11 protein-coding genes are annotated in these 11,418 nt (G+C 67.5%); 6 read left to right on the top strand and 5 right to left on the bottom strand.

Going from position 1 to position 11,418, the window contains the following annotated elements; all coding sequences use genetic code 11:
- The first annotated feature begins 29 nt into the window (after positions 1-29).
- Entirely contained in the window at positions 30-1,307 is a 1,278-nt protein-coding gene (locus WG903_RS15660) for a YeaH/YhbH family protein (RefSeq protein ID WP_340078258.1), read from the top strand.
- Positions 1,304-2,839: a SpoVR family protein gene (locus WG903_RS15655; RefSeq protein ID WP_340077081.1), complete on the top strand. Its 1,536-nt coding sequence runs from the start codon at positions 1,304-1,306 to the stop codon at positions 2,837-2,839. The genes WG903_RS15660 and WG903_RS15655 overlap by 4 nt, the downstream gene beginning before the upstream one ends.
- A 3-nt stretch (positions 2,840-2,842) precedes the next feature.
- On the opposite strand, the gene WG903_RS15650 is transcribed toward WG903_RS15655, so the two are convergent.
- Positions 2,843-3,343, bottom strand: coding sequence for a hypothetical protein (locus WG903_RS15650; RefSeq protein WP_340077079.1), 501 nt, complete (start codon positions 3,341-3,343; stop codon positions 2,843-2,845).
- A 163-nt stretch (positions 3,344-3,506) separates the two neighbouring features.
- Between WG903_RS15650 and WG903_RS15645 the strand changes: the two genes are divergently transcribed.
- The 4 genes from WG903_RS15645 to WG903_RS15630 are packed head-to-tail and all read left to right on the top strand — an operon-like array spanning position 3,507 to position 7,896.
- The gene (locus WG903_RS15645; protein ID WP_340077077.1) at positions 3,507-4,475 is read left to right on the top strand and encodes a Bug family tripartite tricarboxylate transporter substrate binding protein; all 969 of its coding nucleotides are present in this window, start codon (positions 3,507-3,509) and stop codon (positions 4,473-4,475) included.
- A 1-nt stretch (position 4,476) separates the two neighbouring features.
- Positions 4,477-6,222, top strand: coding sequence for an L-arabinonate dehydratase (gene araD, locus WG903_RS15640; protein WP_340077075.1), 1,746 nt, complete (start codon positions 4,477-4,479; stop codon positions 6,220-6,222).
- A gap of 17 nt (positions 6,223-6,239) precedes the next feature.
- On the top strand, positions 6,240-6,950 hold the full coding sequence (locus tag WG903_RS15635; RefSeq protein ID WP_340078257.1) for a ribonuclease activity regulator RraA: 711 nt from the start codon (positions 6,240-6,242) through the stop codon (positions 6,948-6,950).
- A gap of 40 nt (positions 6,951-6,990) precedes the next feature.
- A complete protein-coding gene (locus WG903_RS15630) occupies positions 6,991-7,896 on the top strand; it encodes an SDR family oxidoreductase (protein WP_340077073.1) in 906 nt (301 codons plus the stop codon).
- A gap of 3 nt (positions 7,897-7,899) precedes the next feature.
- Here the strand turns inward: WG903_RS15630 and WG903_RS15625 are convergent, their stop codons facing one another.
- From WG903_RS15625 to WG903_RS15610, 4 genes are all read right to left on the bottom strand, one after another.
- Positions 7,900-8,187, bottom strand: coding sequence for a GYD domain-containing protein (locus tag WG903_RS15625; protein WP_340077071.1), 288 nt, complete (start codon positions 8,185-8,187; stop codon positions 7,900-7,902).
- Between the two features lie 62 nt (positions 8,188-8,249).
- A complete protein-coding gene (locus tag WG903_RS15620; protein ID WP_340077069.1) occupies positions 8,250-9,206 on the bottom strand; it encodes a Bug family tripartite tricarboxylate transporter substrate binding protein in 957 nt (318 codons plus the stop codon).
- Between the two features lie 29 nt (positions 9,207-9,235).
- Positions 9,236-10,441 (bottom strand): CaiB/BaiF CoA transferase family protein, encoded by a 1,206-nt coding sequence (locus tag WG903_RS15615; RefSeq protein WP_340077067.1) that lies wholly within the window; start codon positions 10,439-10,441, stop codon positions 9,236-9,238.
- Positions 10,434-11,357, bottom strand: a complete 924-nt coding sequence (locus WG903_RS15610) for a hydroxymethylglutaryl-CoA lyase (protein ID WP_340077065.1) — start codon at positions 11,355-11,357, stop codon at positions 10,434-10,436. Before WG903_RS15610 ends, WG903_RS15615 begins: the two co-directional genes overlap by 8 nt.
- Between the last annotated feature and the right edge of the window lie 61 nt (positions 11,358-11,418).

Below are 11,418 nucleotides of genomic sequence, written 5' to 3'. Positions count from 1 at the left end.
TGACGTCCCTTCCCAAGCCGGAGCGCGCCATGCTCCACCAGGTGATCGACCGGCGGTTGTCCGGGAAGAACAAGTCCATCGGCAACCGCGAAAGGTTCCTGCGCCGCTACCGCGAGCAGATCCGCGATGCGGTGCGCAAGGCCGTCGGCGACCGCAGCATCAAGGACATCGAGCAGGGCACCGACATCTCGCTGCCCAGGCGCGACGTCACCGAGCCCATCTTCCACCACGGCCCCGGCGGCACGCGGGAGATGGTCCACCCCGGCAACCGCGAGTACGTCAAGGGCGACCGCATCCAGCGCCCGCAGGGCGGTGGCGGCGGCAGCGGGGGGCGCGGCGCTTCGAACGAGGGGCAGGGCGAGGACGACTTCACCTTCCGCATCTCGCGCGAAGAGTTCATGAACTACTTCTTCGACGACCTGGCGCTGCCGCGGCTGATCCGCACGCAACTGCTGGCCGACGTGCCGGAATGGAAGTCGCGCCGCGCGGGCTACATCTCCGAAGGCAACCCCACCAGCCTGCACGTGGTGCGCTCGATGCGCGTCGCGCTGGGCCGCCGCATCGCGATGGGCGGCGACGCCCGCCCGGAACTGCGCCGCCTCGAGCAGCTGCTGGAGGAGATGCAGGAGAAGGACGCGCCCGGCACCGAGATCGCGAAGCTGCAGGCCGAGATCGAGGAGCTGAAGCTGCGCCTGAAGAAGGTGCCTTTCCTCGACCCGTTCGACCTGCGCTACCGCAACCGCGTGCGCGAGCCGCTGCCCACCAGCAAGGCCGTGATGTTCTGCCTGATGGACGTGTCGGGCTCGATGGACGAGTCGCGCAAGGACCTCGCCAAGCGCTTCTTCATCCTGCTGTACCTGTTCCTCTCGCGCCACTACGAGAAGACCGACGTCGTCTTCATCCGCCACCACACGCAGGCCGCGGAAGTGACCGAGGACGAGTTCTTCCACGCCACCGAAAGCGGCGGCACCGTGGTGTCGTCGGCGCTGACGCTGATGCACGAGATCATCAAGGAGCGCTACTCGGGCTCCGAATGGAACATCTACGGCGCGCAGGCGTCGGACGGCGACAACTGGCAGCAGGATTCGTCCAAGTGCCGCGAGCTGCTGGAATCCAAGCTGCTGCCCATGTGCCGCTACTTTGCCTACGTGCAGGTGGCCGACGAGGACCAGAACCTCTGGGAGGAGTACACGCGCGTGCGTGACGGCAACCTCAACTTCGCGATGCAGAAGATCGTGACGCCGGCGCAGATCTTCCCGGTGTTCCGCGACCTGTTCAAGAAGAACCCGGTGGGGGTGGCGGCATGAGCGCGGTCCCCGACGACGTCGTGAAAAAGGGCAAGCGGCTGGACGCACCCTCGGACTGGACTTTCGAGCTGATCGAGGAGTACTTCCAGGCGATCCGCCGCACGGCCGAGAAGTACGGGCTGGACACCTACCCGACGCAGCTGGAGCTGATCTCGGCCGAGCAGATGCTCGATGCGTATGCGTCCGTGGGCATGCCGGTGAACTACCGCCACTGGTCGTTCGGCAAGCAGTTCATCTCCAGCGAGAAGAGCTACCGCCGCGGCCACATGGGCCTGGCCTACGAGATCGTCATCAACTCCGACCCGTGCATCGCCTACCTCATGGAGGAGAACACGATGCCCATGCAGGCGCTGGTGATGGCGCATGCGTGCTTCGGGCACAACTCCTTCTTCAAGGGCAACTACCTGTTCCGCATGTGGACGGACGCGAGCTCGATCGTCGACTACCTCGTGTACGCCAAGAGCTACATCGCCGAGTGCGAGGAGCGCCATGGGCTCGACGCGGTGGAGGAAATCCTCGACGCCTGCCATGCGCTCATGCACCACGGCGTGGACCGCTACCGCCGGCCGCAGAAGATCTCGATGGTCGAGGAGGAGATGCGCCGGAAGGACCGCGAGGCGTACCTCCAGCAGCAGGTGAACGACATGTGGCGCACGCTGCCCTCCCGGGGCAGCAAGGAGCGCAAGAAGGAGCAGCGCCGCTTCCCCGAGGAGCCGCAGGAGAACATCCTGTACTTCGTCGAGAAGAACGCGCCGCTGCTGGAGCCGTGGCAGCGCGAGATCGTGCGCATCGTGCGCAAGGTGGCGCAGTACTTCTACCCGCAGCGGCAGACGCAGGTGATGAACGAGGGCTGGGCCACGTTCTGGCACTACACGCTGCTCAACGACATGTACGACCAGGGGCTGCTGACCGACGGCTACATGATGGAGATCCTGTCGTCGCACACCAACGTCGTGTTCCAGCCGCCGGTGGGGCACCCCGGCTACAGCGGGATCAACCCCTACGCGCTGGGCTTCAACATGTTCTGCGACATCCGCCGCATGTGCGAGAACCCGACCGAGGAAGACAAGGACTGGTTCCCGGACATCGCGGGCAGCGACTGGCGCAAGACGCTCGACTATGCGATGCGCCATTTCAAGGACGAGAGCTTCATCGGGCAGTACCTCTCGCCCAAGCTGATGCGCGACTTCCGCCTGTTCTCGATCGTCGACGACGCGACGCAAAAGGAGCTGGAGGTGTCGGCGATCCACGACGACACGGGCTACCGCCGCGTGCGCGAATCGCTCTCGCGCCAGCATGACCTCAACTGGCGCGAGCCGAACATCCAGGTGTGGAACGTGAATTTGCGCGGCGACAGGTCACTGACGCTGCGCCACACGCGCGACAACGACCGCCCGCTGGACAACAGCGCCGAGGAGGTCGTGAAGCACGTCGCCCGCCTGTGGGGCTTCCGCGTGCGCCTCGAGAGTGTCGACGCGCACGACAGGGTGCTGCAGCACTGGGAAGTGACTCCCGCGCCGCAGCAGCACTAGGCCCTAGCGGCCGTCCTTGTCGGCGTCGCCCGGGATGGCGCGCTCGACCCGGTGCCAGGCGTCGCGCGTTGCGCCCTTCGCCTCTTCCCAGTTCAGCCGCGACTTGCCCTTGGAACGCTCGAACTCGTCGCGCAGCTTGGGCTCGTACGTGTCGAACGTTTCGCCGGACGCCTGCGCGCGCTCCCAGCCGGTGTAGCCCGTGCGGTACGCCGGTGCGTAGTCGTCATAGGTGTAGCCGGGCTTGTAGTGCGGCGCCTTGTCGTAGTTGCTGCGCCAGTACGTGTCCTCGGCCGTGGGGTTGACGCTCTCGGCCGCACCCTTGCCGGCCAGGCCGCCGGCGACGGCGCCGATCGCACCACCGACCACCGTGCCTACCGGCCCGGCGACGGAGCCGACGACCGCGCCGGCCGTGGCACCGGCGGCCGCGCCGCCTGCAACGCCTGCCGGGTGCGCGCCCGGCGCACCGGTGATGGGATCCTTGTTCGCGGGATTCTTGTCGCTCATGTGTATCTCCTTTGGGTGACAACGCCTTGGTGGCGCATGACCCAGTCTTGCCCGGCATTAGCGAGCGCGGCGTGTCAGCGTTGCGCGGTCACGCGTAAGTGTTTTCCTACGCTGGCTCATCCGGTTGCCGCACAGATACTAGGAGCTTCACAAGGAGACCCGCATGCGCAAGCGCACGTTCCTGGCCGCGGCCGCCGCTTCCGCCGCACTGCCGTCCATCGCTTTCGCGCAGGCGGACTACCCCAGCAAGCCGGTCAAGCTGATCGTCGCGTTCCCGCCCGGCGGCACCAGCGACGTCATGGCGCGCATGCTGGCCGACGAGCTGGGCAAGAACCTGAAGCAGCCGGTCGTCATCGAGAACGTCGGCGGCGCGGGCGGCGTGATCGGCATGACGCGCGCGCTGCAGCAGCCGGCCGACGGCTACACGCTCATCCAGACGGGGGTGGGGCAGAACGCGGTGGCGCACGGCATCAACAAGATGGTGGCGTACGACTCGAAGAAGGACTTCATCCACATCACGCACGTGCACAGCGGTCCCAACGTGCTGGTGGTGCACCCGTCCACGCCCTTCCAGACGTTCAAGGACCTGATCGCCTATGCCAAGGCCAACCCCGGCAAGCTCAGTTACGGCTACACCCCGGCGGCTTCGGGCCACATGGCGATGGAGCTGCTCAAGCAGACCGCCGGCATCTTCATGGTGGGCATCCCCTACCGCGGCGGCGGGCCGATGATGACCGACATGCTGGGCGGCCAGATCCCCCTGATGTTCATCAACCAGGACGTCGCGCTGCAGCACGTCAAGGCCGGCAAGTTGCGCGCGCTCGCGGTGAGCAGCCTGCAGCGCAACCCGCTGTACCCCGACGTCCCCACCATCGACGAATCGGGCTTCAAGGGCTTCGAGGCGCTGTCGTGGTCGGGCCTGTCGGTGGCCAGGGGCACGCCCAAGCCCATCGTCGACAAGGTCGAAGCGGCGGCGGTGGCGGCCATGCAGTCGCCCGCCATCCGCCAGCGCATGGAGTCGCAGGGCTTCGTCGTGCCGCCCCAGGGCTCGGCGCACTACACGCAGTTCGTCGCGGCCGAGCACGACCGCTGGGTGAAGGTGATCAAGACCGCGGGCATCAAGGAAGAATGAGATGACCCGTGTCACCTACGACCAGCTGCGGTCGGCGCGCTGGTTCGCGCCCGACGACCTGCGCTCCTTCGGCCACCGTTCGCGCGCGATGCAGATGGGGTACGACCATGCCGACTGGCAGGGCAAGCCCGTCATCGCCATCGTCAACACCTGGAGCGACATCAACCAGTGCCACTCGCACTTCCGCGAGCGGGCCGAGGAGGTCAAGCGCGGCATCCTGCAGGCGGGCGGCTTCCCGGTGGAACTGCCGGCGATCTCGCTGTCGGAGCCCTTCGTCAAGCCGTCGACGATGCTGTACCGCAACCTGCTCGCCATCGAGACCGAGGAGCTGCTGCGCTCGCACCCCATCGACGGCGCGGTGCTCATGGGCGGCTGCGACAAGACCACGCCGGGCCTGCTGATGGGCGCGATCACCATGGGCCTGCCGTGCATCTACCTGCCGGCGGGGCCGATGCTGCGCGGCAACTGGAAGGGCCAGGTGCTCGGCTCCGGCTCCGACAGCTGGAAATACTGGGACGAGCGCCGCGCCGGCAAGATCACCGAGGCGCAGTGGATGGAGATCGAGGGCTCCATCGCGCGCAGTGCCGGCACCTGCATGGTGATGGGGACGGCCGCCACGATGATGGGCATCGCCGAAGGCATGGGCATGACGCTGCCGGGCGCGTCGAGCATCCCCGCCGTCGATTCCAACCACCAGCGCATGGCCACGCAGTGCGGCCGCCGCATCGTCGAGATGGTGTGGCAGGACCTGACGCCCGCCAAGCTGCTCACGCGCAAGAACTTCGAGAACGCGATCACCGTGGCGATGGCCGAAGGCTGTTCCACCAACGCCATCATCCACCTGGTCGCGATGTCGCGCCGTGCGGGCGGCGAGTGCGCGGTGTCGCTGGACGACTTCGACGCCTTCTCGCGCAAGGTGCCGGTCATCGCCAACATCCGCCCGAGCGGCCAGAAGTACCTGATGGAGGACTTCTATTACGCCGGCGGCATGCGCGCGCTGATGAAGACGCTGGCCGACGGCGGGCTCTTGCACCTGGATGCGATGACCGTGACGGGCCGCACGGTGCGCGACAACCTCGAAGGCGCCGAGGTGTACGACACCGACGTGATCCGGCCGCTGTCGAACCCGATCTACCGCGAGGGTGCGCTGGCCGTGCTGCGCGGGAATCTCGCGCCCGACGGTTGCGTGATCAAGCCCAGCGCCTGCAGCCCCGACCTGCTGAAGCACTCGGGCCCGGCGCTGGTGTTCGACGACTACGAAGCCATGAAGAAAGCCGTCGACGACCCGAACCTCGACGTCACGAAGGACCACGTGCTGGTGCTGCGCAATGCCGGCCCGCAAGGCGGCCCTGGCATGCCGGAGTGGGGCATGCTGCCGATCCCCGTGAAGCTGGTGAAGCAGGGCGTGCGCGACATGATGCGCATCAGCGACGCGCGCATGAGCGGCACGAGCTACGGCGCCTGCGTGCTGCACGTGGCGCCCGAAGCCTACGTCGGCGGCAACCTCGCGCTGGTGAAGACGGGCGACACGATCACGGTCGACGTGCCGGGCCGCAGCATCCGCCTGCACGTGACAGACGAGGAGCTCGCCAAGCGCCGCGCCGCGTGGCAGCCGCTCCCGCGCCGCTTCGAGCGCGGCTACGGCTACATGTTCACGCAGCACATCCTGCAGGCCGACACCGGCTGCGACTTCGACTACCTCGAAACCACCTTCGGCGCGCCCGTCGACGAGCCCGCGATCTACTGAGAGGCGATGCGATGGCCCTGAATCCCGAAACAAAAGCGAAACTGATGGGCGTGAGCGCGGCGACGCTGTGCACGGCCCTCTTCAAGCGCGGCCTGCGCAACCAGTTCATCCAGGACGTGCGCCCACTCAACGCCAACCTGCCCAACATGGTGGGCGAAGCCTTCACGCTGCGCTACATCCCGGCGCGCGAGGACCTGAACCCGATCACGGTGTTCCAGGACCGCGCGCACCCGCAGCGCAAGGCGGTGGAAACCTGTCCGCCCGGTGCGGTGATGGTTATCGACAGCCGCAAGGACGCGCGCGCCGCTTCGGCCGGCGCCATCCTCGTCACGCGCCTGATGGTGCGCGGCTGCGCCGGCGTCGTCACCGACGGCGGCTTTCGCGACTCGCCCGAGATCGCGGAGCTGGGCTTCCCGGCCTACCACCACCGCCCCAGCGCGCCGACCAACCTCACCTTGCACCAGGCGCTGGACATCGACGTGCCCATCGGCTGCGGCGACGTCGCGGTGTTCCCGGGCGACGTGATGGTCGGCGACAAGGAGGGCGTGGTGGTCATCCCCGCGAAGATCGCCGACGAGGTCGCGAACGAGGCGCACGAGATGACGGCCTTCGAGGATTTCGTGACGGAGGAAGTGCGCAAGGGCCGCAGCATCCTCGGCCTGTACCCGCCGACCGACCCGAAGTCGACCGAAGACTTCAACGCCTGGCGGCGCGAACGCCGCCGCTAGCGGGCTGGTGCATCATGGCGGCTTCACCGAAGGAGACGCCATGTACGCACCGAACCTCCTGCAGGGCCAGCGCATCCTCGTCACGGGCGGCGGCACCGGACTCGGCCGCGCGATGGCCACGCGCTTCCTCTCCCTGGGCGCCGACGTCGCGATCTGCGGCCGGCGCCAGGCAGTCTGCGACGAAACCGCCGCCGAATGGCGCAAGCAGTTCCCGCAGCGGCGCATCGACACCTTCGGCGTGGACATCCGCGTGGCGCAGGCCGTGGAGGACATGGTCGAAGCGCTGTGGCAGGGGGGCGGGCTCACGGGCCTGGTCAACAACGCGGCGGGCAACTTCATCTCGCCCACCGAGATGCTGTCGCCGCGCGGCTTCGACGCCGTCGCCAACATCGTCTTCCACGGCACCTTCTACGTGACGCAGGCCGTGGGCAAGCGCTGGGTGGCGCAGGCGAAGGCCGGCGAATGGAAGCCCGGCCAGCCGTTTCGCAGCGTCATGAGCATCATCACGACCTGGGTCGACAACGGCAGCCCCTACGTCGTGCCGTCGGCCATGAGCAAGGCGGGCATCGAGGTGATGACCAAGTCGCTCGCCATCGAGTGGGCGAAGTTCGGCGTGCGCCTGAACGCCGTGGGCCCCGGCGAGATCCCGACGGAAGGCATGAGCAAGCGCCTGAACCCCGGCGAGGAACCGGGCGCGCGCAGCCGCGAGCGCAACCCGATGGCGCGCCCCGGCGAGATGAGCGAGCTCGAGAACCTGGCGGCGTTTCTCATGGCCCCGGGCCAGTGCGACTGGCTCACGGGGCAGGCCATCATGATGGACGGCGGCAACGCGCTGGCCACCGGCGGCAACTTCTACGAGCTGCGCAGCTGGACCGACGCGGACTGGCAAGCCGCCCGCGAACGCATCGAGGCACAGAACACCAAGGACCGCGCCCAGCGCGGCTGAGGCCTAGACCTTCTTCAGGATCGCCGACATCTCGTCGCGCGAGAAGGCGCGCAGCGTCTGGAACTTGACGTTGCCCTGGCTCGCCAGCGCCAGCCCGAAGGCCGTCACGGCCTGCTCGTCACCCTCGATGAACGTGACGAGGTCGTACTGGCCCTGCACCCAGTAGATGTCCTTCATCTTCGCGCCGAATTTCGACGCCGCCTCCTTGGCCGCGTCGGCCCGGCTGACGGTTTCCTTCACGGCACGGATGCCCTGTTCGGTGAACTGCGCGAGAACGACGTAGCTGGCCATGGTGCGCTCCTGGTTGGCGGAAGTTCCACCATAGGCGCAGGAGCGCCGGATTTCAAATCCGCTTACTGGGGTTCGAGCCCGACCTTCTTCACCAGCGCCGCGAAGCGCTGCAGTTCGCGCTTGAACGCGATCTGCGCCTGCTCGCTCGTGCTGATGTTGATGGTGTTGCCCTGCTTGGCCATGGCTTCCTTCACTGCCGGGTCGGCGAACGCGGCGACCACCGCATCGTGCGCGCGCTTCACCTGCGCGGGCGGCAGGTTCTTGGGCCCGAGCACACCGAACCAGGCGTCCAGCGAGAAGTCCTTCAGGCCCTGTTCGGCGAAGGTCGGGATGTCCGGCGCCGCCGCCGTGCGCTGGGGCGTGAGCAGGCCGATGGCGCGCAGCTGGCCCGACTTGAGCTGCCCCTGCACGCTGGGCAGCGCGACCGTGCCGAAATCCACCTGGCCGCCGATGAGGTCGGTGACCATGGGGCCCACGCCCTTGTAGGGGATGTGCTTGGCCTTCACACCCGCGGCGTCGAGGACCATTTCGCTGGCCAGGTGCAGGATGGTGCCGTTGCCGCCGGAAGCGAAGTTGTAGCCGTCGGGCTTGGCCTTGAGCAGCGCGAAGAATTCCTTCGCGTCCTTGGCCGGCATCTTCTGCGGGTTGACCACCAGCACCATCGGCGTGGCGCCGATGACCGCGATGGGCGTGAAGTCGCCGGGCATGTCGAAAGGCAGCGCCTTGAGCACGCTGGGGAAGATCACCACGTTGTTCGACACGATGGCCAGCGTGTTGCCGTCCGCGGGCGCACGCGCCAGGGCCTGCAGGCCCACGACGCCGCCGGCGCCGGGCTGGTTGTCCACCACCACCGAGGCGTTGAACGCCTTCGACAGCGCGGGCTGGGCCGCGCGCGTGATCGTGTCGACGCCGGAGCCCACGGCGTTGGGCAGGATGAATTTCACGACGTCGGACTGGGCGAGGGCGGCCGGCACGGCGAGCGTGGCGAGGGTGGCTAGCGAAAAGTCGCGGCGGTTCATGTTGGATGTCTCCTTTTGTGTGAATTCGGTCAGCCGACCACGCCGCTCGTGCGCAGGTGCGCGATGCGCGTGTCGTCCAGGCCCAGTCCCTCGAGCAGCTCTTGGGTGTGTTCGCCCGCTCGCGGCGGATCGAGGCGCACGCCCAGGCGCGCGCCGGCCATGGTGAAGGGAAGCAGGGTGGTCTTGACGGTCTCCCCGGCCTTGGGGCCGTCGGAGACTTTCACGTCCGCGAGGCCGCCCGTGGCCAGCAGGTGCTCGTCATCGTACAGGTCTTCCGGCTTGCGGATGGGCGCGAAGGGCAATCCGGCCTTTTCCATGATGGCCGCGATCTCGTCCGCGCTGCGCAGCGCCAGGCGCTCCTGCAGCGCCTTGAGCAGGCGAGGGCGCTCGACCACGCGCTGGTTGTTCGTGGCCAGCGACGGCTCGGCCTTGAGGTCGCCGAAGCCCAACGCGTCGCAGAACACGTTCCACTGCGCGTCGCTCACGGCGGCCAGGAAGATCTGCTCGCCGTCCTTCACGGTGAACACGTCGTAGATGGCCCAAGGGCTTTGCCGCGCGGGCATCGGGTTGGCGTGCTTGCCCGTCACGGCGTACTGCAGCATGTGCTGGCCGACGAGGAACACGTTGTTCTCGAACAGGGCCGATTGCACCTCCATGCCCTTGCCGGTGATGCCGCGCTGCACCAGCGCGCCCAGCACCCCGATCGCGCCGAACAGGCCGCCCATGATGTCGTTGACGCTCGAGCCCGCGCGCAGCGGGTCGCCGGGGCGGCCGGTCATGTACGCGAGCCCGCCCATCATCTGCACGACCTCGTCGAGCGCCGTGCGGTGCTCGTACGGGCCGGGCAGGAAGCCCTTGTGGCTCGCGTAGATCACCTTCGGGTTGGTCTTGCTGATGGTGGCGTAGTCCAGCCCGTACTTCACCATCGTGCCGGGCTTGAAATTCTCGATCACCACGTCGGCCGTCTCGCACAGCCTGCGCGCGAGCTCCGCGCCCTCGGGCTTGTGCAGGTCCAGGCCGATGCTCTTCTTGTTGCGGTTGAACATGGGAAAGAAGCCCGCGCCCGCGCCGAGCAGGCGGCGCGTGTTCTCGCCGGCCACCGGCTCGACCTTGATCACTTCGGCGCCCATGTCGCCCAGCACCATGCCGCAGGTGGGGCCCATGACCATGTGGGTGAACTCGACCACCCGCAGGCCCTTCAGGGGCTGCGGCACGTCCCTGGCTTGCTCATGCATGTGCGGTCTCCTTCATCGTCTTGGGCAGCCCGGCGCGCCAGATGTTCCCGTGCAGCGATTCGCCGGCGAGCCACCTGCCCACCTTGCCGCGCAAGTCGATGAGCTTGTCGAAGTCGAGGCCGGTGTCCACGCCCATGCTCGCGAGCATGTACACGACGTCTTCCGTCGCGACGTTGCCGCTCGCGCCTGGCGCGTGCGGGCAGCCGCCGATGCCGCCGATGGAGGCGTCGAAACGTGTAATGCCCATCTCCCACGCCGCGAAACAGTTCGCCAGGCCCAGGCCGCGCGTGTCGTGGAAGTGCGCGCAGTTCAATTTGCCGCCCGCGACCTTCAGGACTTTCTCGTAGAGGCGCTTGACCTGCGCCGGGTCGGCATAGCCCACCGTATCGGCCAGGCCGACCGCGTCGACGCCTTCGTCGAGCACGGCCTTCACCAGGCGCACGACTTCGTCTTCTTCGACCTTGCCCTGGATCGTGCAGCCGAACGCCGTGCTGATGCCGATTTCGATCTCCGTGCGCGACTTCGCGGCATCGCGCGCGTCGCGGATGCGGGCGATGTCGGCGACCACCTCGTCGGGTGTCCTGCGCATGTTCGCCAGGCTGTGTTCGTGGCTCGCGGACAGCGGCAGCAGCATCGATGCGGCCTTGCATTCCATCGCGCGCTCGGCGCCCTTCATGTTCGGCACGAGCACGCTGGCCTTCAGGCCGGGCAGCGTCTGCGCGAAGGCGAGCACTTCGGCGGTGTCGGCCAGCTGCGGCAACAGGCGCGCGGGCACGAACGAGCCCACTTCGATCTCGCGTTCGCCTGCCGCATAGGCGTCGCGGATCCATTCGATCTTGGCTTGGGTGGGGACGATGGTCGCGACGCTTTGCAGCCCGTCGCGAAGGCCCATTTCACGGAGGATGGCTTTCGGCATGGCGAGAGTTTAGAATTTCCCAACCGAACCTATTTTGTTCATTTGGAACGAGTGGTTTTCC

Origin of the sequence: Ramlibacter sp. PS4R-6, from assembly GCF_037572775.1 — a bacterium.
Lineage (GTDB): Bacteria > Pseudomonadota > Gammaproteobacteria > Burkholderiales > Burkholderiaceae_C > Ramlibacter.
This window is presented reverse-complemented; position numbering and strand designations above follow the sequence as displayed.

Coding starts and splice junctions, on each gene's coding strand:
- WG903_RS15660 (WP_340078258.1), top strand. CDS start 30: ATGCTCCACCAGGTGATCGACCGGCGGTTGTCCGGGAAGAACAAGTCC.
- WG903_RS15615 (WP_340077067.1), bottom strand. CDS start 10,441: ATGCATGAGCAAGCCAGGGACGTGCCGCAGCCCCTGAAGGGCCTGCGG.
- WG903_RS15625 (WP_340077071.1), bottom strand. CDS start 8,187: ATGGCCAGCTACGTCGTTCTCGCGCAGTTCACCGAACAGGGCATCCGT.
- WG903_RS15650 (WP_340077079.1), bottom strand. CDS start 3,343: ATGAGCGACAAGAATCCCGCGAACAAGGATCCCATCACCGGTGCGCCG.
- WG903_RS15655 (WP_340077081.1), top strand. CDS start 1,304: ATGAGCGCGGTCCCCGACGACGTCGTGAAAAAGGGCAAGCGGCTGGAC.
- WG903_RS15630 (WP_340077073.1), top strand. CDS start 6,991: ATGTACGCACCGAACCTCCTGCAGGGCCAGCGCATCCTCGTCACGGGC.
- WG903_RS15645 (WP_340077077.1), top strand. CDS start 3,507: ATGCGCAAGCGCACGTTCCTGGCCGCGGCCGCCGCTTCCGCCGCACTG.
- WG903_RS15610 (WP_340077065.1), bottom strand. CDS start 11,357: ATGCCGAAAGCCATCCTCCGTGAAATGGGCCTTCGCGACGGGCTGCAA.
- araD (WP_340077075.1), top strand. CDS start 4,477: ATGACCCGTGTCACCTACGACCAGCTGCGGTCGGCGCGCTGGTTCGCG.
- WG903_RS15620 (WP_340077069.1), bottom strand. CDS start 9,206: ATGAACCGCCGCGACTTTTCGCTAGCCACCCTCGCCACGCTCGCCGTG.